The sequence below is a fragment of the Pseudomonas reidholzensis genome (genome assembly GCF_900536025.1).
Classification (GTDB): domain Bacteria; phylum Pseudomonadota; class Gammaproteobacteria; order Pseudomonadales; family Pseudomonadaceae; genus Aquipseudomonas; species Aquipseudomonas reidholzensis.
On sequence record NZ_UNOZ01000035.1, the window covers coordinates 148461 to 170189 of the forward strand.

The 21729-nt window shown below is 65.8% G+C and carries 15 protein-coding genes and 2 rRNA genes; 7 read left to right on the forward strand and 10 right to left on the reverse strand.

Features of this window, described 5'->3' with window-relative positions:
* Nucleotides 1-26 precede the first annotated feature (26 nt).
* The 6 genes from CCOS865_RS25090 (at nt 27) to CCOS865_RS25115 (ending at nt 5555) form a co-directional block, all read left to right on the forward strand.
* The gene (locus CCOS865_RS25090; protein WP_119145943.1) at nt 27-1781 is read left to right on the forward strand and encodes a bifunctional alpha/beta hydrolase/class I SAM-dependent methyltransferase; all 1755 of its coding nucleotides are present in this window, start codon (nt 27-29) and stop codon (nt 1779-1781) included.
* The gene (locus CCOS865_RS25095) at nt 1781-3106 is read left to right on the forward strand and encodes a phosphatase PAP2/dual specificity phosphatase family protein (RefSeq protein WP_119145945.1); all 1326 of its coding nucleotides are present in this window, start codon (nt 1781-1783) and stop codon (nt 3104-3106) included. Before CCOS865_RS25090 ends, CCOS865_RS25095 begins: the two co-directional genes overlap by 1 nt.
* A complete protein-coding gene (locus tag CCOS865_RS25100) occupies nt 3103-3534 on the forward strand; it encodes a hypothetical protein (RefSeq protein WP_119145947.1) in 432 nt (143 codons plus the stop codon). The genes CCOS865_RS25095 and CCOS865_RS25100 overlap by 4 nt, the downstream gene beginning before the upstream one ends.
* A gap of 10 nt (nt 3535-3544) precedes the next feature.
* Complete coding sequence (locus CCOS865_RS25105; RefSeq protein ID WP_119145949.1) at nt 3545-4168, forward strand: lysophospholipid acyltransferase family protein; 624 nt, start codon at nt 3545-3547, stop codon at nt 4166-4168.
* Between the two features lies 1 nt (nt 4169).
* Nucleotides 4170-5102 carry a phosphatidate cytidylyltransferase gene (locus tag CCOS865_RS25110; protein ID WP_119145951.1) on the forward strand — a complete coding sequence of 311 codons (933 nt, stop codon included), beginning with the start codon at nt 4170-4172 and terminating at the stop codon, nt 5100-5102.
* Nucleotides 5103-5210: 108 nt separating this feature from the next.
* Nucleotides 5211-5555, forward strand: coding sequence for a cupin domain-containing protein (locus CCOS865_RS25115; RefSeq protein ID WP_119145953.1), 345 nt, complete (start codon nt 5211-5213; stop codon nt 5553-5555).
* Nucleotides 5556-5667: 112 nt separating this feature from the next.
* Here CCOS865_RS25115 and mmsB read toward each other — a convergent pair whose 3' ends face one another.
* Together mmsB and CCOS865_RS25125 are read right to left on the reverse strand one after the other, a co-directional pair.
* The gene (gene mmsB / locus CCOS865_RS25120; RefSeq protein ID WP_119145955.1) at nt 5668-6555 is read right to left on the reverse strand and encodes a 3-hydroxyisobutyrate dehydrogenase; all 888 of its coding nucleotides are present in this window, start codon (nt 6553-6555) and stop codon (nt 5668-5670) included.
* An 11-nt stretch (nt 6556-6566) separates the two neighbouring features.
* Nucleotides 6567-8093, reverse strand: coding sequence for a CoA-acylating methylmalonate-semialdehyde dehydrogenase (locus CCOS865_RS25125; protein WP_119145957.1), 1527 nt, complete (start codon nt 8091-8093; stop codon nt 6567-6569).
* 121 nt (nt 8094-8214) lie between these two features.
* Here CCOS865_RS25125 and CCOS865_RS25130 point away from each other — a divergent pair, with 121 nt between their 5' ends.
* Nucleotides 8215-9165, forward strand: coding sequence for a LysR family transcriptional regulator (locus CCOS865_RS25130; RefSeq protein ID WP_119145959.1), 951 nt, complete (start codon nt 8215-8217; stop codon nt 9163-9165).
* 11 nt (nt 9166-9176) lie between these two features.
* On the opposite strand, the gene yfiB is transcribed toward CCOS865_RS25130, so the two are convergent.
* The 8 genes from yfiB to CCOS865_RS25170 form a co-directional block, all read right to left on the reverse strand.
* Complete coding sequence (yfiB, locus tag CCOS865_RS25135) at nt 9177-9656, reverse strand: outer membrane lipoprotein YfiB (protein ID WP_119145986.1); 480 nt, start codon at nt 9654-9656, stop codon at nt 9177-9179.
* Nucleotides 9657-9688: 32 nt separating this feature from the next.
* Nucleotides 9689-10951, reverse strand: a complete 1263-nt coding sequence (gene dgcN / locus CCOS865_RS25140) for a diguanylate cyclase DgcN/YfiN (RefSeq protein WP_119145961.1) — start codon at nt 10949-10951, stop codon at nt 9689-9691.
* Entirely contained in the window at nt 10948-11520 is a 573-nt protein-coding gene (yfiR, locus tag CCOS865_RS25145) for a regulatory sequestration protein YfiR (protein WP_119145963.1), read from the reverse strand. The genes dgcN and yfiR overlap by 4 nt, the downstream gene beginning before the upstream one ends.
* Nucleotides 11521-11613: 93 nt before the next feature.
* A complete protein-coding gene (gene recD, locus CCOS865_RS25150) occupies nt 11614-13689 on the reverse strand; it encodes an exodeoxyribonuclease V subunit alpha (RefSeq protein ID WP_119145965.1) in 2076 nt (691 codons plus the stop codon).
* A complete protein-coding gene (recB, locus tag CCOS865_RS25155; RefSeq protein WP_119145967.1) occupies nt 13686-17363 on the reverse strand; it encodes an exodeoxyribonuclease V subunit beta in 3678 nt (1225 codons plus the stop codon). The genes recD and recB overlap by 4 nt, the downstream gene beginning before the upstream one ends.
* Nucleotides 17360-20839: an exodeoxyribonuclease V subunit gamma gene (gene recC, locus CCOS865_RS25160; RefSeq protein ID WP_119145969.1), complete on the reverse strand. Its 3480-nt coding sequence runs from the start codon at nt 20837-20839 to the stop codon at nt 17360-17362. Before recC ends, recB begins: the two co-directional genes overlap by 4 nt.
* Before the next feature lie 147 nt (nt 20840-20986).
* Nucleotides 20987-21102: ribosomal RNA gene (rrf, locus tag CCOS865_RS25165) — 5S ribosomal RNA — on the reverse strand.
* Between the two features lie 150 nt (nt 21103-21252).
* Nucleotides 21253-21729: ribosomal RNA gene (locus CCOS865_RS25170) — 23S ribosomal RNA — on the reverse strand; the annotation flags it as partial.

Genomic DNA, 21729 nt, shown 5'->3' on the forward strand with positions numbered 1-21729 from the left:
TTCGCTGCCGGACAAGGACCTCTGCCATGCGCCAAGCGCAATCGCTGCATTTCTCCACCCATGACGGCGTGGAGCTGCACTACCGTTACTGGCCCGCCACCCGCAACGAGCACCAGCCGCGCCGCGCCGTGGTGATGTTCCACCGCGGCCACGAACACGGTGGGCGCCTGGCCCATCTGGTCGACGAGCTGGACATGCCCGGTTATGACTTCTTTGCCTGGGACGCCCGAGGCCACGGCGAATCGCCCGGCGCGCGCGGCGACAGCCCAGGGTTTGCCACCAGCGTGCGCGACGTGCAGACCTTCATCGAGCACATTCAGGCCAGCCACGGCGTGGCCGAAGCGGACATGGTGGTGCTGGCGCAAAGCGTCGGCGCGGTACTGATCGCCACCTGGGCGCACGACTACGCGCCAAAGGTGCGCTGCCTGGTGCTCGCCTCGCCGGCGTTCAAGGTCAAACTCTACGTGCCGTTCGCCCGCCCTGGCCTCAAGCTGATGAAGGCCGTGCGCGGCAACTTCTTCGTCAACAGCTACGTCAAGCCGCGCCTGCTCACCCACGACCCGGAACGGGTGGCCTCGTACGTGGCCGACCCGCTGATCAGCCGGCCGATCTCGGTGACCATGCTGCTTGGCCTGTATGAAGCCGCCGACCGGGTGGTGGCCGATGCCCAGGCGATCCAGGTGCCGACGCAGATGCTGGTCTCCGGCTCGGACTTCGTGGTCGAGCGCGCACCTCAAGAGCAATTCTTCCAGCGCCTGGGCAGTGCCCGCAAAGAGCTGCACGTATTGCCCGGCTTTTTCCACGATACCCTCGGCGAACGTGACCGTGGCCATGCCCTGGCGCGCATCAGCCGCTTCGTCGAGCACTGTTTCGACGCGCCGGTAGCCGCGCCCTCGCTGCTCGACGCCGACAAGGCCGGCGCCAGCTGCGCCGAAGCCGAGAGCCTGGCCGCCCCGCTGCCGCGCAATTCGCTGCGCGACCTGTACTGGCGGGCCACCCGCGCCAGCCTGCGCCTGGGCAAGGGTGTTTCAGAAGGGGTCAAGCTGGGCTTCGACACCGGCTTCGACTCCGGCAGCACGCTCGACTACGTGTACCGCAACCAGGCCACTGGCAAAGGCAAAGTCGGCGAGCTGATCGACCGCAACTACCTCGATGCCATCGGCTGGCGCGGCATCCGCCAGCGCAAACTGCATGTCGAGGAACTGCTGCGCCAGGCGATCGGCCTGTTGCGCGAGCAAGGGCGACCGGTCGACATCGTCGATATCGCCGCCGGCCACGGCCGTTACATCCTCGAGGCCTTGCAGGAGCTGGAACGCCTGCCGGACTCGATCCTGCTGCGCGACTACAGCGAGCTGAACGTGCAGCAAGGCAGCGCGCTGATCGCCGAAAAAGGCCTGGGCGACATCGCCCGCTTCGTCCAGGGCGATGCCTTCGACCGGCAGAGCCTGGCCGCGCTCGACCCACGCCCAACCCTGGCGGTGGTCTCCGGGCTGTACGAGCTGTTCGCCAGCAACCAACTGGTGAGCAACTCCCTGGCCGGCCTGGCCGATGCCGTCGAAGCCGGCGGCTACCTGGTCTACACCGGCCAACCCTGGCACCCGCAACTGGAGATGATCGCCCGCGCCCTGACCAGCCACCGCGGCGGCCAGGCCTGGGTAATGCGCCGACGCAGCCAGGCGGAGATGGACCAGTTGGTGGAAGCCGCGGGGTTCCGCAAGATCACCCAGCGTATCGATGAGTGGGGCATCTTCAGTGTCAGCCTCGCGCAGCGCATCACGTGATGCCGCGTGAAGCGGGGCTGATTCGGCGCGGCGTGCTGTGGCTGTTGCTGCTCGGCCCGTTGTTCTTTCTCAGCTACGGCCTGGCCAACAACCATACGGCGACCCGCGATGATGTCGGCACCTTGGTATTCGCCTGGGAAAGCCAGGTGCCGCTGTGGCCATGGACGATCATCCCGTACTGGTCCATCGACCTGCTCTACGGCCTGTCGTTCCTGCTGCCGCGCACGCGGCGGGAGATGGACCGGCATGCCCTGGCGCTGCTCAGCGCACAGCTGATCTGCGTGGTCTGCTTCCTGCTCTGGCCGCTGCGCTTCACCTTCGAACGCCCGGAGCTGGGCGGTCTGTTCGGCTGGTTGTTCGATGTGCTGATGGGCTTCGACAAGCCGTTCAACCAGGCGCCGTCGTTGCACATTGCGCTGCTGGTGATCATCTGGACGATGTTCGCCCGGCACCTGCGCGGGGGTATCAGCCGCGGGCTGATGCACGGCTGGATGGCGTTGATCGGGCTGTCGGTACTGACCACCTGGCAGCACCACTTCATCGACGTGCCGACCGGCGCGTTGGCCGGTTTGCTGTGCGTCTGGCTGTGGCCGCGCGAAGGCCACGCGCCGCTGCTGGCGATGCGCCTGGCACAGGACCCGAAGCGCTGGCGCCTGGCCGTTTACTACAGCCTCGGTGGCGCACTCTGCGCCGGGCTGGCCTGGGTGACGGGGGGCGCTTGGCTGTGGCTGCTGTGGCCGGCACTGGCGTTGCTGATGGTTGCGCTCAACTATGCGCTGCTTGGCGCCAGCGGTTTTCAGAAAGGTGCGGATGGCCGGCTGTCGATGGCCGCGAGCGTCTTGCTCGCGCCGTATCTGCTCGGCGCCTGGATCAACTCGCGGTGGTGGACGCGCAAGCATCCGCAGGCTGATGAGGTGTGCGACGGGGTGTTTCTCGGGCGCATCCCGGGGCGCGGTGAAGCGTCAGGATTTGCGGCGATCGTCGACTTGTGTGCTGAGCTCCCGTGCCCGTGCGGCCCTGGAAACAGCGATGCCCGCGTCGCGGCGTACGACAGCTACCCAACGCTGGACCTGGTGGTCGCCGAACTGGACTTGCTCCGCCAGGCCGCCAACGCCATCGAAACCCGGAGGCGCAAAGGCCCGGTACTGGTCTGCTGCGCCCTGGGCTTCTCGCGCAGCGCCACTGCGGTCGCCGCCTGGCTGCTGGTCAGCGGGCGCTGCACCCGCGCTGCCGAGGCCGAGGCGCTGATCCGCCTGGCGCGGCCCGGCATCGTGCTGCGCAGCGCCCATCACCAGCGGCTCGGCCAACTGGAGCCGCAGCCATGAACCTGCACCTGGTCGCCACCCTGCTCGGCCGCGGTCGACAATTGGAACGCCTCTCCGACGGCATCAGCCTGATCGCCCTGGCCTACGGCTTGGCACCTTTGCTCGGCGCCCAGCTGCAGCCGCTGGCCAGCGCCCTGTGCGTGCTCCTGCTGATCCTCGGCGCAGTGCACAAGTACTGGGCCATCCGCGTTGCCCTGGATGCCGAACTGTTCAGCCATCTCGCCTGCCGCGCAGACCTGCCCAGCGCCACGCAACAACTCGACCGCGCGCTGTTCGAGCTGAACCTGAAACCCACCGCCAGTGACCCGCGTGACTGGCCAAGCCGCAGCCAGGCCGCGCTCGGCCTGCTGCGTCGGCAGGCGGTGTGCCTGGCCCTGCAAGTCGCGCTGACCCTGACTACGCTGCTGACACTCCCTTTCATCGGATAAGAACCGTGCCATGCTCGCCGCCCTGACCGCCTTCATCATCACCTCCGCCGCTCGCCTGATCACCGGTGCCCGAGCCCTCTGGCTCGGTTGCACGCCCCAACCGGTGCAGCGCCTGTACTTTGCCAACCACAGCAGCCATGGCGACTTCGTCCTGCTCTGGGCCTCGCTGCCGGCGCCGTTGCGGCGCAGGACCCGGCCGGTCGCCGGTGCCGACTACTGGGCCAAGCCGGGCCTGCGCGATTTCATCATTCGCAAGGTCTTCAACGGCGTGTTGATCGACCGCCAGCACAGCGAGGCCCAGCACAACCCGTTGCAGCCGGTGCTGGATGCCCTGGCGGGCGGCGACTCGCTGATCTTCTTCCCCGAGGGCACGCGCAACCTCAGCGACGAGCCGTTGCTGGCGTTCAAGAGCGGCCTGTTCCACCTGGCCGCGGCCAACCCCGGTATCGAAGTGGTGCCGGTATGGATCGCCAACCTCAACCGGGTCATGCCCAAGGGCCGCGCCCTGCCGCTACCGCTGCTGTGCACCTTGAGCTTTGGCGAACCGGTGCGTCTGGGCAGCGACGAAAGCAAGCCTGAATTTCTCGAGCGGGCCCGCCAGGCCCTGCTCGCCCTGGCCCCCAAGGATGCCTGAGATGGACCACAACACCCTTTCCCTGTTCGCCGGCATCGGCGCCCTGCTGCTGCTCGCCAGCGTCATCGGTCGCCTGCTCAAGTGGCGCGCCGGCAGTGCGCCACACGCGGTCATCGACAACCTCAACGCGCGGATCAACGCCTGGTGGGTGATGGTGCTGGTGATCGGCATCGCCTTCCTGTTCGGCAAGTACGGCGTGATCGTGCTGTTCTACTGCGTGTCGTTCTATGCCTTGCGCGAGTTCATGACCCTCACGCCGACCCGCCGCGGCGATTACCCGGCGCTGGTGGCGGCGTTCTACGTCGCGCTGCCGGTGCAGTACCTGCTGATCGCGATGGACTGGTACGGCCTGTTCAGCATCTTCATCCCGGTTTACCTGTTCCTGTTCCTGCCGATCCTGGCCAGCTTCGGCGGCGACACCACGCGGTTTCTCGAACGGGCCTCGAAGGTCCAGTGGGGCCTGATGATCGCGGTCTACTGCCTGTCGTCGGTGCCCGCGCTGATGACCCTCGACATCCCTGGCTTCGAGGGCCGCAACCTGCTGCTGATCGCCTGGCTGATCCTCGTCGTGCAGATCAGCGACGTGCTGCAGTACGTGTGCGGCAAGCTGTTCGGCAAGCGCAAGGTGGCACCCAACCTGTCCCCCTCCAAGACCCTCGAAGGGCTGCTCGGTGGCGTCGCCCTGGCCACGCTGGTCGGCGCCCTGCTGTGCTGGATCACGCCGTTCAACTTCTGGCAGGCGGCGCTGATGGCGTTGACCGTCAACGCCATGGGCTTCTTCGGCGGGCTGGTGATGTCGGCGATCAAGCGCGATCGCGGGGTGAAGGATTGGGGCCACATGATCGAAGGCCATGGCGGCATGCTCGACCGGATGGACTCGGTGTGCTTCGCCGCGCCAGTGTTCTTCCACTTCGTGCGCTATTGGTGGGCGTGAGCTGAGCGATAGCGCGGTCAGGCAGGTGGACGTCGAGCCCAGGCAACTGCCTGTGGGTCGATGGCCCTATGGTGGTGTGTCATCGAGCCATCCAAGAGGAACCCTGCCATGTCCGATTTCATCACCGTCCTGCGCGAAACCTGCCCGGCTCCGGTTGTCGACGCCACCAAGTGGAAGCGCATCGGCGGCGATCCGCACACGGTCAACCTCAACGCCTACCTGTCTGCCGACGGCAGCAAGATCATGGGCACCTGGATCTGCACCCCAGGCAAGTTCGAGGTCAACTATGACAAGTGGGAGTTCTGCCACTTCCTCGACGGCTACTGCATCATCACCCCGGAAGGTGAAGAGCCCAAGCACCTGAAGGCCGGCGATGTGTTCGTCATCGAGCCGGGCATGAAAGGCACCTGGGAAGTGGTCGAGACCGTGCGCAAGTATTTCGTGTTCGCCTGATCGCCGCTGAGCCTGCAAAAAAAAATCGCGTTGCAGAGGCCCCTCCCCCAGGTGCGCAGTTACAGGGGGAAGGGCCTCTGGCCCGCGATCAAGTCGAAGCCCACCTCACGTCTCAATCCTGCTTGCGATAGCCCTCGACGATCGCCGAGAAATCCTTGCCGCCATCGCCGCGCAGGCTCATCGCCTGGTACAGCTGTTGCGCCACCGCGCCGAGGATCACCGGCTGGTGCGCCTGGCGTGCGGCCTCAGTGGCCAGGCCAAGGTCCTTGAGCATCAGCTCGGCACCAAAGCCACCGGTATAGCCGCGCGCGGCCGGCGCGCTGTCGATCACGCCTGGCCACGGGTTGTAGGTATCGGAACTCCAGCAACGCCCGGTCGAGCTGTTGATGATGCCGGCCAGCACCTGGGTGTCGATGCCCAGCGCGTTACCCAGGGCCATGGCCTCGGACACGCCGATCATCGAGATGCCCAGCAGCAGGTTGTTGCAGATCTTGGCGATCTGCCCGGTGCCGACCTCGCCACAATGAACGATGTTGCGCCCCATCTGCTTGAGCACCGGCTCCAGGCTGGCAAACAGCTCGGCGCTGGCGCCGACCATGAACGTCAGGGTGCCGGCAGCTGCGCCGCCAGTGCCACCGGACACCGGCGCATCGCCCATGTCGACGCCCTTGGCAGCGGCAGCCTTGGACACCTCCCGAGCGGTCTGCGGGTCGATGGTGCTGCAATCGACCGTCGGCGTGCCCGCACGGACGCCGGCCAGCACGCCATCGTCATTGAGGTAGACGCTGCGTACATGCGCAGCGGCCGGCAGCATGGTGATCACCAGCTCGCTGTTGGCCGCGGCGTCCTTGGGCGACGCGCTGATCTGCCCGCCGAGTTCGGCGAGCTCGGCCAGCACGGCCTGGTTCAGGTCGAACAGGTTGAGCGTGTGCCCAGCCTTGATCAGGTTGCGGGCCATGGGCGCGCCCATGTTGCCCAGACCGATGAATGCGATGCGCATGGGGTGCCTCCTTAGCGCAGGCTGATGGTGGTGTTGACGCCGTCGTTGACGCTGTCGTCATCGAACCAACGCGCCGTGACCGTCTTGGTCTGAGTGTAGAACTGCACCACCTGCTTGCCGTACGGGCCGAGGTCGCCGAGCTTGGAGCCGCGCGAGCCGGTAAAGCTGAAGTACGGCACCGGCACCGGAATCGGGATGTTGATGCCGACCTGGCCGACGTCGATCTCGCTCTGGAACTTGCGCGCCGCCGCGCCGCTCTGGGTGAACAGGCCAGTGCCGTTGCCGAACGGGTTGCGGTTGACCAGGGCAATGGCCTCATCCAGCGTATCGACCTCGAGGGTGACCAGCACCGGGCCGAAGATTTCCTGGGTGTAGACCTGCATCTCGGTGGTCACCCCGGAGAACAAGGTCGGGCCGACGAAGTTGCCCTGCTCGTAGCCCGGTACGCTCACCTCGCGGCCGTCGAGTTCAAGCGTGGCGCCTTCCCTGATGCCGCTCTCGATCAGGCCCAGCACGCGCTCCTTGGCGCGCTTGGAGACCACCGGGCCGACATCGGTGCCCGGCTCGCAGCCGGCATTGACCTTGAGCTGGCTGGCCGCGGCCTTGATGTCCGGCAGCCATTCGCGGGCCTTGCCGACCAGTACCGCCACCGAGGTGGCCATGCAGCGCTGACCGGCTGCGCCAAAGGCGGCGCCGACCAGGGCGTTGACGGTCTGGGTGCGGTTGGCGTCGGGCAGCACGACGGCGTGGTTCTTGGCGCCCATCATCGACTGCACGCGCTTGCCGTGCTGGCTGGCGAGGTTGTAGACGTGGGTACCGACTTCGGTGGAGCCGACGAACGAGATCGCCTTGATGTCCTTGTGCGTGCAGATGGCATCGACCACCTGCTTGCCGCCGTGCACCACGTTGAGCACACCGGCCGGCACCCCGGCTTGCAGCGCCAGCTCGACCAGCATCACGGTCGACAGTGGGTCCTGCTCGGAGGGTTTGAGGACGAAAGTATTGCCGCAGACGATGGCCATCGGGAACATCCACAGCGGGATCATCGCCGGGAAGTTGAATGGCGTGATGCCGGCACAGACACCGATGGGCTGGCGCAGGGTATAGGTGTCGACGCCGCCGGCGACGTTCTCGGCGAATTCGCCCATCTGCAGGGTGCCGATTGACGCCGCGTGCTCGACCACTTCCAGGCCGCGGAAGATATCGCCCTCGGCATCGGCAATGGTCTTGCCCTGCTCGGCGCTGAGGGTCTGGGCGATGCGCTTGCTGTGCTCACGGATCAGCGCCTGCAGCTTGAGCATGATGCGCATGCGCGCGCCAATCGGGGTGTCGCGCCAGCTGGCGAAGGCACGCTGGGCAGCGGCTACGGCGGCGTCGACTTCCTCGACGGTGGCAAACGGTACCCGCGCCAGCACTTGCTGGGTGGCCGGGTTGACGATATCGCGCCACTCCGTGGTCTTGGATTCGACCCACTGGCCGTCGATCAACAGCTTGACCTGGTCGACCTTGGCCTGGGCAGGATTGTGAGGTGCGTTCATCTGCGCGCTCCTTGGAATTATTGTGGGGACGAGAGTGCCAACTGACGCTGGCTTCTAGGCGCTGATTTCGAGTATAGATGTGCAAACATCCAACAAGAACGCACAAAAAAACCGGATCATCATGCAAAAAGACCTCACCTCCCTGAGTGCGCTGAACTGGGACGATTTGAAGTTCTTCCTTGAAGTGGCGCGCACGCGCAAGGCCAGCAGCGCCGCCAAACGGCTGGGCGTCGACTACACCACGGTGTCGCGGCGGATCAGTTCGCTGGAGGGCGCGCTGGGCACTTTGCTGTTTGAAAAGTCGCGCACCAACGGCTTTGTCCTGACCACCGAGGGCCAGCGTCTGCTGGGCTATGCGGAAGCGATCGAGAGCACCCTGCACATGGCCTGCGAGCAGGTCTCCGGCTCCGGCGTGGCATTGTCGGGGCATGTGCGCATGGGCTGCACCGAAGGCTTTGGCAGCTTCTTCGTCACCCCGCAACTGAGCCATTTCGTCGATGCCTGGCCGGCGATCTCGGTCGACATCCTGCCGTTGCCGCACTTCATCAGCCTGTCCAAGCGCGAAGCCGACATCGTCATCGCCCTCGAGCGCCCCGAACACGGCCCGTATGTGTGCTGCAAGCTGTGTGACTACCGCCTGCGCCTGTATGCGACCCAGGACTACCTCGATCACCACGCGCCGATCCGTAAGGTCAGCGACCTGGCCAACCACCCGTTCATCAGTTACGTCGACGACCTGGCCTTCAGCTCGGAGCTGCTGTACCTGGCCAACCTGATCCCCAATGCCCACGCGCACCTGCGCAGCACCAGCGTGATTGCCCAGTACACGGCGGCGTTGCAGGGGCGTGGTCTGGCGATCCTGCCGTGCTTTCTGGCCGCGCAGGATCCTCGCCTGATCACCGTGTTGCCGGGGGAGGTGGAGATTACCCGGCAGTTCTGGATGTACTGCAGGGAGGACCTGCGCAAGCTCAAGCGGATCACCCTGCTGTGGGATTACATCCGCGAGGTGACCGAAGCCAATGCGCCGCTATTGATGGGCGATTCGCGGGAGATGAGGTTTGCCGAGGACTGACGCTCACGCCGTCAGTTGGAGGCCACCACGATCGACACCCGGCGGTTCTCGGTGCGCCCGGCACTGGTGCGGTTGTCGGCCACCGGCTCGCGGCTGCCCAGCCCGCGGGTGTGAATGTTCTGCGGTTGCATGCCGATGCCGACCAATGCCTTGGACACGCTCTGCGCACGACGTTCCGACAACTGCTGGTTGTAGGCCGCCTTGCCGGACGCATCGGTATGGCCGTCGACCCGCACGCTCGAAATGTCGACACTCAGCAGGGCCTTGCCGATGCGCTCGACGATCGCCTCGCTCTGGCTGTTGAGGGTGTCCAGGTCGCTGCCGAACAGCACCTTGCCAGACAAGTCGAAGCGCCAGCCTTCATCGGTCGGGGCAAACCCCTCGCGCTTGAGCACGGCGATCTGCTCGGCCGTCAGCCCTGACGGTGGCACGCTTTGACAGCCGGCCAACGACAGCAGCGCCAGGGTCACAGCGAGAAGGGTCAAACGCACACGCGAAAACGGGTAAAACACAGTTAACTCCCTTATTGAATATCCGCAGCACCGGATTCCGTATGTGCCACTTGCCAATGGCCACGGCGCTCGCGCTTGGCCTGGTACATCGCCGCATCGGCGGCATTGAGCAACGTGGCCGGGTCGTGGCCATCGTCTGGGTAGTACGCAATGCCGACACTCAGCGAGGTGCTGATGTTGTCGCCATTGGCCAACAGGATCGGCAGCTTCATGCTGGCGATGATCTTTTCGGCAATGCGCTGGGCATCTTCGCGCGAGTTCAGTGGCGTCAGCAGGATGGCGAACTCGTCGCCGCCCAGGCGCGCGACCAGGTCATGCTCACGCAACTGCGCCTGGATCCTGCTGGCGACGCTGATCAACACCTCGTCGCCCACCGCATGCCCGAGGCGGTCATTGATCTGCTTGAAGTGATCGCTGTCGAGGAACAGCAGCGCCAGGTGTTCCCGTTGCCGCTCGGCGCTGCGCAGGCTGCGGCTCAGGCGGCCTTCGAAGAAGGCGCGGTTGGGCAGGCCGGTCAGGCTGTCGTGGCTGGCCTGGTGGGCCAGGCTGGCGTTCTCGCTCTGCAGGTGGCTTTGCCAGGTTTCCAGCTCGTCGAGCAAGGCATTGAAGTCGTTGCCCAACTCATTGAGTTCGGCGATGTGCGTCTCGGGGACACGCCGCTCGAAGCTGCGCTCGCGGCGTGCCGCATGGGCCACTTGGGCGAGGCTGCGCAGCGGGCTGACGATGTCACTGAACAAGCGCCGTGACAGGTGGCTGGCGACCCAGGCACTGAGCAGCGTGCACAGCAGAATCCCGGCCAACCCGCTGAGCAGGAAGCGCAGCAGGCTGCGGCCCTGGCCGATCAGCTCGATGTGGCCGACGTTCTGCTGCTGGTGGATGATCGGCAGGTTGATCGGCTCGACCAGCAAGGTGCTGGCCACCGAGGCTTCCAGTTGCGCGAGCAGGCCTTGCTCGTCACGCGACCATTGGGCGATGACCTGGCCGTCATTATCGAACACCTTGGCATCGGCCACTTCTTCGCTGGCGGCGATCAAGGCCAGCGATTCGGTGGCGGCGGCGCTGTCGTCGAAGACCACCGCAGCTTCGACCGTGTAGCTGATCGAGCGGGCGATCAGGTGCAGGTTCTGGTTGGCATAGACCCGCAGGGCCAGCACACCCAGCAGCGTCACGCTGATCCCCGCCAGGCCAACGGCCAACAAGGCGACGCCGAGGTGACCACGGCCGAGCACGGTGCGCAGGGTGGGCCGTGGGCCGCGCTTGGCTGGGGGCTTCATGGCTGCGCCGCCCGGCGCCGCGACAGCTGCAGCACGCTGGGGTGGATGCGCACGCCGCTGCGCGCGACCGAGTCGAGATTGACCTCGAACGCCACCTGCTCGTCACTCACCCGAAGGCAGAACAGACTGCCCACGGTGCACGGGTCGTCGGCCTCGCTGATGCTCACCAACGGTTGGCCACTGACGGCCTTGAACAGGCGATCACGCTGACCGGGCTCGAGTTTGCCGATATACAGCGCATCGCAGGCACTGGAGGTACGCGGGTCGTCCGCAAGCAGGCGGCGCACCTGCAAGGCCTTGCCAGAATTCTGCTGGGTGCCCTTGATCAGGTCATCGGCGTATTCGGTGGGGCCGATCAGGCACAGGCGCAAGGGCGCCGGCTCGACGGGCCAGCGCGCGTAGCTGAGGATGCCCAGCACTACCTGAGTCACCGCCTTGGCCCGCAGTTGGGCCTGGCCGGCCGTCGCAGCAGTGTCTGCCCAACTGGGCGCGGCGATCAGCGACAGGGCCAGCAGCAGCGTATGCGCACAGCCCGTCAGCCATCGCCAAGGCGAGACAGCCACTACCATGTGGGAAATCTCTCGGAGGCAAGTCAGATGATGCCGCAACGATAGCACACCGCCACTTACTCGCAGAAGTGCTGCCAGCAGGTACGCGGTGTATCAGACCTGCTCGAGCATCAGCCCGGAGATCCGCCGGACTTTGCGCCCCACGGCTTCCTCGAAGATGCCCGCCCGTGGCTCGATCAGGCTGAAGCAGTGCTTGGCCCGGGTAATGCCGGTGTATACCAGCTCCTTGGTCAGCACCGGGTTGAGCGCGTCCGGCAGCACCAGCGTGGTGTGGCTGAACTCCGAGCCCTGGGACTTGTGCACGGTCATGGCAAACACCGTCTCGACCTCGTTGAGCCGGCTCGGCAGCACGAAGCGCACGCCGCCACTGCCGTCGTTGCGCGGGAAGGCCACGCGCAGCAGCGCGTTGCCCTGCTCATCCGGCAGGCGCAAGGCAATGCCGATATCGCCATTCATCAAGCCCAGGCCGTAGTCGTTGCGGGTCACCAGCACCGGCCGACCTTCGTACCACGGCTGCTGGCTGTCGATCAGCCCGGCGTTGTGCAGCACCCGCGTAACCCGCTCGTTCAAGCCAAGCACGCCCCACGGCCCTTTACGCACTGCGCACAGCAACTGGAACGCTTCGAAACTTTGCAGCACCCGACTGGCCCACTGCTCCCAGCGCGGATCACTGGCCGGGGTGGCAGGTTGCGGGCGATGGCTACCCAGCGTTCGCAGGTAGTGACCATAGCCCTGCGGGCCGTCATCCCCGCGGTCCAGGCCGTCGAGCAGCAGCCGGTCAAAGCGGCGATCATGCTCGCCCTGCAACGACAGGCCGTGCACATCGGCGAGCTTCTGTTGCAGCAGCGCACGCGCTTCCAGGGCCTGCTGGCGGTTGACCAGCCGCGCGAGCTGACCGATACCGCTGCCTTCGCCAAAGCGACGCGAGTGACGCAGCATCACCACCTGCTGGGCCAACGGGTTGCGCTGCGCGTCACCGGCCTGCAGGCCACTGCCCGCCAGCGACTGGCCGCCGACCCGCTCCAGCCAGGTCTGGGTCGACGGCGCATAACACCCGTCCTCGGCATCCCGGCACAGGTCGCCGAGTACCGCGCCGGCTTCCACCGACGCCAACTGGTCCTTGTCGCCGAGCAACACCAGGCGCGCACTCGGCGGCAGGGCATCGAGGAGAATGGCCATCATCTCCAGGTCGATCATCGAGGCCTCGTCGATCACCAGCACATCCAGCGGCAACGGGTTGCCCGCATGGTGGCGGAAGTGCCGCGAGCCCGGGCGGCTGCCCAGCAGACGGTGGACGGTGCTGACGTCGGTGGGGATCTGCCCGCGCACCTCGGCACTCACCTGCAGGCGCTCGACCTGCTGGCCGATCGACTCGGTCAGGCGCGCAGCGGCCTTGCCGGTGGGCGCTGCCAGGCGAATGCGCAACGGCCGCCCCTGCTCCACCGCCGGGGCCTGCAACAGGGCCAGCAAACGCACCACGGTGGTGGTCTTGCCGGTGCCTGGGCCGCCGGTGATGATACTGAACCCCGCCCGGGTCGCGAGCGCGCAGGCCAGCTTCTGCCAGTCGACCTGGCCCGCCAGCGCGCCGCCTTCGAACAACTGCGCCAGGCGTGCGCCGAGGTCAGCCGGGATCGACTCGTCGGCGACCAGACGCTGGCGCAAGGCGTGGTCGATCTGCCGCTCGTAGCTCCAGTAGCGGCGCAGGTACAGGCGCAGGCCACTCAGCACCAGCGGTCGGGAAGCCTGGCCCGGCGTGTTGCCGGTCGCCACCAGCGGGCTGGCAGCGAGGCGCTGGCGCCAGGTGTCCTGATCGAGGTTGGCCAACAGTTGCGAGGGCAGCAGCAACGGGCCGGCCAGGGCGTCGCCTTCCGGCGGCAGCGACAGGGCGAAATCGGGCTCTGCCAAGGTCTGGCCGAGGTCCAGGCAGACGTGGCCGTGCCCCAACTGGTGGCTAGCCAGGGCCGCGGCCATCAGCAGCAGCGGATCACTGCCGGGCGCACGCTCTTCGAGAAAGCCGACGAAGGCCCGGTCGAGGGCACGCAACCAGCCGCGCTCGACCCAGCGATCCAGCAGGATCAGCAGGTCGTGGCTGTCGCGCAGCGGCGCCAGGGCCGCCAGCTGTTCGGCGTGCAGCGGTGTGGGCAAGAGATCAGCGAGGCGTCGGCTCATGGCGCGGCTCCGGCAAACAGGTCCTGCTGGTCGGGCGCCCGGACGCCGCGAAACAGCGCGTCGAGGGCTTCGATCAGCGCACGCGGAGGCTTGGCGAAATACACGCCATGGCCGCTACGGCTCGCCCCCCGCAGGAAGATGAACAAGGCACCGCCGACATGGCGGTCGTAGTCGTAATCGGGCAGCCGCGCGCGCAACTGGCGGTGCAGTGCCAGCAGGTACAGCACGTACTGCAGGTCGTAGCGGTGATCGAGGATCGCCTGTTCCATGGCCATGGCGTTGTAGGACTGGGTGTCCGGGCCAAGCCAGTTGGATTTGTAGTCGGTCACGTAATAGCGGCCGTCCAGCTCGAACGCCAGGTCGATGAAACCCTTGAACATGCCATTGAGCTGGCTCGCCTCGGCCGCCGGGCGGGCCGCGCCACCGTGCGTATGCCGCGCCACCAGTTGGTCGAGCTGGAGCACGTCGACCCGGTGGCTGGCGAACCAGAATTCCATCTCGATCTGGTAGTGCTGCAACTGCGCCAGGGTCAGCGCGGGTTGATCCGCCTGGAAAGGCAGTGGTTCGTTCAGCAGGTGCCCCAGCCACTCGCTCAGGCCGGGGATCCAGCCGGCCCAGTCGCGACGGTTGCAGCGCTGGCCAACCGTGCGTTCGATCAATTCGGCAGCAGCGCTGATTTCGCCAAAGCCTTCGCGTCCGGCCCACTCCAGCAAGCCGTGCAGGAAGGTGCCGGGGTTCGGCCCGCGCGGAAAGCGGTGGATGTCGCCGCTTTCGGCAGGAATCTCACGCAGTTGCTGAGCATCGACGCGCTCGTCGTCCATCAGTTGCTGGGCCTGGGAGCTGTCGGCGCCGAGGGTCTGATCGCCCACGCGCAGGGCGCTGTAGGAGGCGATCCACCAGTACTCCGCCGCCGGCCGCCGCGGCTTGCGCGCGGGCAGCAGCTCACGGGCGTCGTGCGGGATCAGGTAACGGCTGTCCTGGGCCTCGGGTACACCGCCACAGGCGATGTCCGCACAGGAGGCCTGGAGGGTCTGCAACCACTCGGCCAATTGGCTGGAGGCCGCCAGTGGCTGACCGCCACCGAGCAGGTAACCGACCGCGGAACGGTGCAACTGCGAGTGCTTCTGGCTGCCGCGCTTGAGGTCGGCAATGCCCAGCCAGCAAGCATACTGGGCGCGGGTCAGGGCGACGTAGAGCAGGCGCAGGTCTTCGGCCAGGCGCTCGTCGTCGGCGCGGGCGATCTGCTCGTCGTCAGGGGTCAGGGTCAGGTGGGCATGGCCCTCGCTGTCATGCCAGGTGAGCGGCAGGCGCTGGCCATCGACCGGCTTGCTGGTACAGATGAACGGCAGGTAGACCAACGGGTATTCAAGGCCCTTTGACTTGTGGATGGTCACTACCTTGACCAGCTGTTCGTCGCTTTCCAGGCGCAGGATCTGCTCTTCGCCCGCCTGACCGGAACCTGCCAGGTTGTCCGCCAGGTGACGAATCAGTGCTTGCTCGCCATCCAGCTCACCCGCGGCCTGTTGCAGCAGTTCGGCCAGGTGCAGCAGGTTGGTCAGCACCCGCTCGCCATCGCTGCGGGCAATCAGCGTGCGCGGCAGTTTGAAGTCATGCAGCAGGCGACGCAGCATAGGCAATACGCCCTGCCGCTGCCAGGTTTCACGGTACTGACGGAAGCGCATGACCCAGTCTTCCCAGACCCGTTCGTCCTGGTTCAGGCGCTCGAGTTCGGCCAGCGATTGATCGAGGGTCAGGCTGGCCAGCGCGGCCTTGAGCAGGCGCTCGGAGTCGGGTTCGGCGCAGGCCTTGAGCCAGGCCAGCAGGTCATGCGCCTCTTGGGCGGCGAACACCGAATCCTTGTCCGAGAGGTAGACACTGCGCACATCGCGGGCGGCCAGCTCGGTGCGGATCAACTGCGCCTCACGGCCGTCGCGCACGAGGATGGCGATGTCCGAGGGCAGGCAGGGGCGCAACGCGCCATCGCCGTTGCGGAACCCTGTCACGCCGCGCTGGCCGCCATTGAGCAGCGCGACGATCTGGCTGGCGCAACTGGCGGCCAGCTGCTGGCGGTACAGGGTGCTGGAAACCGGCTCTTCGCTGTCCAGCCGCCAGCAGTGCAAGGCGGCGCTGGGCTGGCCATCGATCAGCAATTGCTCACCCCGGCCCTTGGCTCGCACTTCGACGAAGGGCAAGGGGTTTTCCTGTGCTTCGCGGAACAGAAACGCGCCACGCCCTGCGCCACGCGCCTCGGCTTGCAGGAACACGCGGTTGACCGCACTGACCATGGCCTGGCTGGAGCGATAGTTGGTGTCCAGGCTGTGCAAGCGGCCGGTGGTGGCGCGACGGGCGCCGAGGTAGGTGAAGATGTCCGCGCCGCGGAAGGCGTAGATCGCCTGCTTGGGGTCACCGATCATGAACAGGCCGGTGTCCGCACGGTTTTCGCTGATCCGGTAGATGCGCTCGAAGATCCCGTACTGGACCGGGTCGGTGTCCTGGAATTCGTCGATCAGGGCCACCGGGAACTGCTCACGAATCAACCCGGCCAAGCGTTCGCCGGACTCTTGGCCGAGCGCGTGTTCGAGGCGCAGGAGCATGTCGTCGAAGCCCATTTCGGCGCGACGGCGTTTTTCCACCTCGAAACGGGCCGAGACCCAGCACGCGGCGTGTTCGAGCAGGCGCACTTCAGGGCTGGGCAGGGCGTTAAGCTGCTGGCGCAGGCTCTCCATGGCGTTCAACGCGGGATGCTCCGGCGGCTCGCCGGACTTCCACGCCTCGGCCATGCCGGCCGGCGTCAGGCGGGTAAAGCCGGTGCCCAGGTCCAGCTCCAGCGCCTGCTCATCGCCGGCCCAGGCGCGCAGCTTGTCGAACCAGGGCTCGAAGTAGCGCGCCTGCATCTTGCGCCCGTCAGCCAGCTTGGCGGCCACGGCATCACGGCAGATCTGCTGCAGCTCATCCGCCCACTGCGCCCAGGGCGCCTTGAGCAGGCGTAGCTGCGCCGTGCGTTCGTCCAGGGTGGCGTCGATCAAGGCCTGCGGCTCGGCAGCGTCCTGCTCGGCGGTGACCCGACCGAACAGCGGGCGGATTCGCGGCAGCAGTGCATCCGGGCTGATCCAGTTACCGCGCACCCAGGCCAGGGCGTCACCGCGCATGCCGTAACAGAAGCGCCGCCAGTAGTCGCGCATGACCTGGCCGAGCAGTTCGCTGTGGTCGGTCTCCAGGCTCTGGGTAAACAGGCTGCCGCTGTCGAAGGCATGCTCACGGAGCATGCGCTGGCACCAGCCGTGAATGGTCGATACCGCCGCTTCGTCCATCCATTGCACAGCGACTTCCAGGCGGCTGGCGCAACGCGGCCAGAGCGTCTCAGGGTAGTCGTCGCGCAACAGTTGCAAGAGCGGGTCGGCCTCTGCCAGTTCACCACGGAAGAACCGCGCGGCCTCTGCCAGGCGCGTGCGGATACGCTCGCGCAGCTCCTTGGTGGCGGCGTCGGTAAAAGTCACCACGAGGATCTGCGGCGGCAGCAGTTCGCGGCCGAACCCCTGCTCGTCGCCGTGACCGAGGATCAGGCGCAGGTACAGGGCGGAGATGGTGAAGGTCTTGCCGGTACCGGCGCTGGCTTCGATGAGCTGGCTGCCATGCAGCGGAAAGCTCAGGGCCAATGGGCGGGCCTGGGTCATGCGGCACTCTCCGGGTTGCCCACGGTCTGCCAGGGTGCGGCGAACAGGGGTCGGTACAGGGTTTCACACCAGCCTTCGAAGGTCTCGTCGGCACTCAGCGCGGCAAAGTCGCGGAACTGTCGGGCCAACGCCAGGGCTTCGCTGCGTTCGCCAAAGCTGTTCTGGCCGTCGCCTTCGTAGGCACGCGCGGCGGCGGCCAGGGCCTTGTCGGCATCGTCCTGGGCGAGCCAGGCGAAGGCGGTCTTGGCCGCGACCGGCAGTGGGGCATTCATGGCCGCTTGGCGCGACACCAGCAGGTCACCGAGCAGATCGGCCGCCTGCGTCTGGGGCAGCGGTGCGAGCAGCAGGGTCAGGTCACTGGCCACCAGCGCACTGTGCAGCGGATAGCCGGCGGCGCAGGCAGCCAGGTGCATGACCCAGGTCGGGATCAACCGATGACGCTTGAGGTTGTTGCGCCCGGCACTGATGGTATTGGGCACCGTGGTGATACTCAGCAGGCTCTGGTCTGGTGCCTGGTAGACCCGCCCCAGCCAGCCTTGCAAGCGGTCACCCGCGCGCTCGAAGTGGATCGGCAACGCCCCTTCGACCGGGGTCGGCCAACGCTCCAGCAATTGCCGATGGCGCTGCAGCAGGTCGGGCAATGGCTGGATCAACTCACTCTGGAGGATCTCGCCAAAGCCGGCCAATGGCAGCAGACCGCAGGCTTGCAAGCGACGCGCCTGGCTGTGCAGGGCCTGCTCAGCGTTCTCCGGGTCGGCCAAGGCGGCGCCCAGCAAATGCTCGCTGAGGCCGTAGCGTTGCAAGGCGTCGAGCACGAAGGGTTCCTCGTCCGGGGTCGGTGCCTCGAGGGCCTCGAAGAACACTTTCAAACGCTGGCTGAAGAAGTGCCGCACCGGATGCCGGAGGAAGTCCTGCAACTGAGTGAGGTTCAGCGGTTCGTCATTGCTGTAGGGTGGCAGGGCTTCATACGCCTGTGCCCCCGACTCGTCCGCCTGGTGCAGGACCTGCCATTCATGGGCGTAGCTGAACAGGCTGCTGCCCTTCTGGAAGTAACGCTGGCTGAACGGCTGCAGCGGGTGTTCCTGGGTCAGCGCATGCAGCAGCTGCTGACCGGCATCTTCGCGCTGCCCTTCGTGCGCACCGGCCAGGCGCCATCCTGTGGCCAGGTGATCGCGCAACTGGCCGACCAGCACCGAGGCCGGCCGCTCACTGTTGTCACGGATGCTGCGGCCGACCCAACTGACGTAGAGCTGGTCGCGCGCCGACAGCAGCGCCTCGAGCAACAGGTAGCGGTCGTCTTCACGGCGCGAACGGTCGCCGGGGCGGTAATCGCTGGCCATCAGGTCAAAGTCGAGCGGTTGCTGAGCACGTGGATAATCGCCGTCGTTCATGCCCAGCAGGCAGACCACCCGGAACGGAATGGCGCGCATGGGCATCAGGGTGCAGAAGTTGACCGAGCCTGCCAGAAAGCGCTGGGACAACTTGCCTTGGTCGAGGCCCGACAGCCACGCCTCACGCACCACCGTCAGGGGCAAGGGGTCGTGCAGGTCGACGGTTTCGCAGGTCTGCTGCCAGCCGTCGCCAAGGTCCTGCAGTTGCATCAGGAGGAATTCGTCATGCTCGCTTTCGGCCAGGAAGAACACGTGCAGCAAGGCGTTCAGGCGCTCGCCCCATTCGCTGGGGCTGGCCGGTTGCGACAGCACCTGGCAAGCCACGTCCAGCGCATCCAGCAACGCCACCAACGGGCCGATCAACGCGGCATCGAGACCGCCGATTTCGTCATAGGGCTCGATGCCATCGCAGCCCTCGCCCATGCCTACCGCATAGCCCAGCAGCATGCGCCGCAAGCCGAACCGCCAGCTGTTCTGCTCGAGCCCCTCTGGCAGGCCCAGGGTCGCACGCTGTTCGGCGCTGAGCCCCCAACGGATACCGGCGCCCTCGATCCAGCGATGCAGTGTCGGCAGGTCGCTTTCCTGGATGGCAAAGCGGGCGCGCAGTGCGGGTACGTCGAGCAGGTCGAGCACCTCGCTGACGGCGAAGCGGCTATCCGGCAGTTTGAGCAGGTGCTCGAGGGCGATCAGCAGCGGGTCGCGACCGCGTTGGCCCTGGTCGGTCAGGGTGAAGGGGATGTAGCGTGGGTCCTGCCGGTCGAGTTGGCCGAACACCGCGCGAATATGCGGGGCATAGCCATCGATCGCGGGCAGCATGACGATGACGTCACGCGGGCGTAGCGTAGGGTCCGCACTGAAGCGGGCGAGCAGTTGGTCGTGGAGGATTTCCACCTCACGCTGCGCGCTGTGGGCGATATGGAAACGCACCGACCGGTCCTTGGCCGGATCCACCGCCGGCCAGACTTCACGCGTCTCCGCCAGCGGGCGCAGTTCGAGGATGTCATCCTGCAGTTGATTGAGCAGGTTGCTCGGCTGACCCTCGCTGAACAGGTCGATGCGGCCATCGCTGAACACGCCCTGATAGCTGCCTGGGTCGTCATAACTGTCGAGCAGGTTGATGTAGTCGCGGCCCTGTTTGCCCCAGGCGGCGAGCAGCGGGTGCGCATGCTGGTGGAGTGATTCGTCGTCCAGCTGCAACGGCATGCCTTGCTTGCGCTGCTGGCGCTTGTACTGGTGCCGGAGCAGGTCCTTGTCGGCAACGATATCGCCCCAATGGTGACGGCAGGGGTTGTGCACACACAGCAGGACCTGGCTGAAGCGGGCCAGCCCGGCGAGGGCTTCCAGCGCCTGCGCCGGCAAGGACGATATACCGAACACGATCGCGCGTGATGGCAGCCCGTTAGGTGCCTGTTCGAGGCTGTTCATCCGTTCAATGAAGCGCTGGTGCACGCCGGCACGGCTCTGCGCCATGCCCGCTTCGCCGACATCCTCGAGCAACGCCCGCCACAGTTCGGCCTGCCAGCGATTGCCTGGGGCCAACGGTTTGCGCTCGCCACGGGCGGTGTTGAGCACATGCTCACCCGCTGCCCAGTCCTTCAGCCAATCGGCACGGTAGACCTGGTACTGGTCGAACAGGTCAGCCAGGCGCTCGGCCAGCTGATAGCGTTTGCGCAGGTCACTGTCATCGGTGAGAAAGCGCCGCAGTGGCTCGAAATGCGGGCGCTCGATCAACGCCGGGAGCAGGCGCATCAGGCGCCAGGTCAGCGGCGCCTTGTCGAGCAGCGACACTTCGGGGATCTCGTCACGGCCCAAGACCTTGCGATACAACTGCCACATGAAGCTACCCGGCAACTGCACATCGATTGCCGCGGCGATGCCACAGCCGCCTTGATCATCGTCTTGAGGGTCTTCGGCCAAGGCCAGCTTCAGCCATTGGGCGATGCCATTGCTCTGCACCAGTGCGACTTCGTTTTCCAGCGGTGCCAGGGGATAGCGGCGCATCCAGCTCACCACCAGGCTACGCAGGTCATCCAGGCGGTTGCCGTGAACGATCATGAAGCCGGGGTGCAAGCGGGTATTAGCCATTGAGTACGCTCTGGGGGCAGTCGGACGTGAGGGGGTAACCCTACCACGGGAGAGGCCGGCCACTGAGCGCAGCACGGCCACATTTCTTTTCAGCCACAAAGACAAAACCCCTACCTGCTTGCGCAGATAGGGGTTTTGCGAAATGAATCTTGACGATGACCTACTCTCACATGGGGAGACCCCACACTACCATCGGCGATGCATCGTTTCACTACTGAGTTCGGGATGGGATCAGGTGGTTCCAATGCTCTATTGTCGTCAAGAAATTCTGTAGCCAGAATGTCCTGTTGGACAGCCCAGCGAATTCGGATATGCGATATTTGCGATGCTCTCTATCAAAGAGCGCGAACTTTCGGTTCTTTCGTCTTCACCACCACAATTTGGCACTGATGCTCAAATTGCTTGGGTGTTATATGGTCAAGCCTCACGGGCAATTAGTATTGGTTAGCTCAACGCCTCACAGCGCTTACACACCCAACCTATCAACGTCGTAGTCTTCGACGGCCCTTCAGGGGATTCTAGATCCCAGTGAGATCTCATCTTGAGGCAAGTTTCCCGCTTAGATGCTTTCAGCGGTTATCTCTTCCGAACATAGCTACCCGGCAATGCCACTGGCGTGACAACCGGAACACCAGAGGTTCGTCCACTCCGGTCCTCTCGTACTAGGAGCAGCCCCTCTCAAATCTCAAACGTCCACGGCAGATAGGGACCGAACTGTCTCACGACGTTCTAAACCCAGCTCGCGTACCACTTTAAATGGCGAACAGCCATACCCTTGGGACCGGCTTCAGCCCCAGGATGTGATGAGCCGACATCGAGGTGCCAAACACCGCCGTCGATATGAACTCTTGGGCGGTATCAGCCTGTTATCCCCGGAGTACCTTTTATCC

Bases quoted from the DNA above. Each gene is read 5' to 3' on its own strand.
- CCOS865_RS25090 (WP_119145943.1), top strand. From the start codon at position 27: ATGCGCCAAGCGCAATCGCTGCATTTCTCCACCCATGACGGCGTGGAG.
- CCOS865_RS25095 (WP_119145945.1), top strand. From the start codon at position 1,781: ATGCCGCGTGAAGCGGGGCTGATTCGGCGCGGCGTGCTGTGGCTGTTG.
- CCOS865_RS25100 (WP_119145947.1), top strand. From the start codon at position 3,103: ATGAACCTGCACCTGGTCGCCACCCTGCTCGGCCGCGGTCGACAATTG.
- CCOS865_RS25105 (WP_119145949.1), top strand. From the start codon at position 3,545: ATGCTCGCCGCCCTGACCGCCTTCATCATCACCTCCGCCGCTCGCCTG.
- CCOS865_RS25110 (WP_119145951.1), top strand. From the start codon at position 4,170: ATGGACCACAACACCCTTTCCCTGTTCGCCGGCATCGGCGCCCTGCTG.
- CCOS865_RS25115 (WP_119145953.1), top strand. From the start codon at position 5,211: ATGTCCGATTTCATCACCGTCCTGCGCGAAACCTGCCCGGCTCCGGTT.
- mmsB (WP_119145955.1), bottom strand. From the start codon at position 6,555: ATGCGCATCGCATTCATCGGTCTGGGCAACATGGGCGCGCCCATGGCC.
- CCOS865_RS25125 (WP_119145957.1), bottom strand. From the start codon at position 8,093: ATGAACGCACCTCACAATCCTGCCCAGGCCAAGGTCGACCAGGTCAAG.
- CCOS865_RS25130 (WP_119145959.1), top strand. From the start codon at position 8,215: ATGCAAAAAGACCTCACCTCCCTGAGTGCGCTGAACTGGGACGATTTG.
- dgcN (WP_119145961.1), bottom strand. From the start codon at position 10,951: ATGAAGCCCCCAGCCAAGCGCGGCCCACGGCCCACCCTGCGCACCGTG.
- yfiR (WP_119145963.1), bottom strand. From the start codon at position 11,520: ATGGTAGTGGCTGTCTCGCCTTGGCGATGGCTGACGGGCTGTGCGCAT.
- recD (WP_119145965.1), bottom strand. From the start codon at position 13,689: ATGAGCCGACGCCTCGCTGATCTCTTGCCCACACCGCTGCACGCCGAA.
- recB (WP_119145967.1), bottom strand. From the start codon at position 17,363: ATGACCCAGGCCCGCCCATTGGCCCTGAGCTTTCCGCTGCATGGCAGC.
- recC (WP_119145969.1), bottom strand. From the start codon at position 20,839: ATGGCTAATACCCGCTTGCACCCCGGCTTCATGATCGTTCACGGCAAC.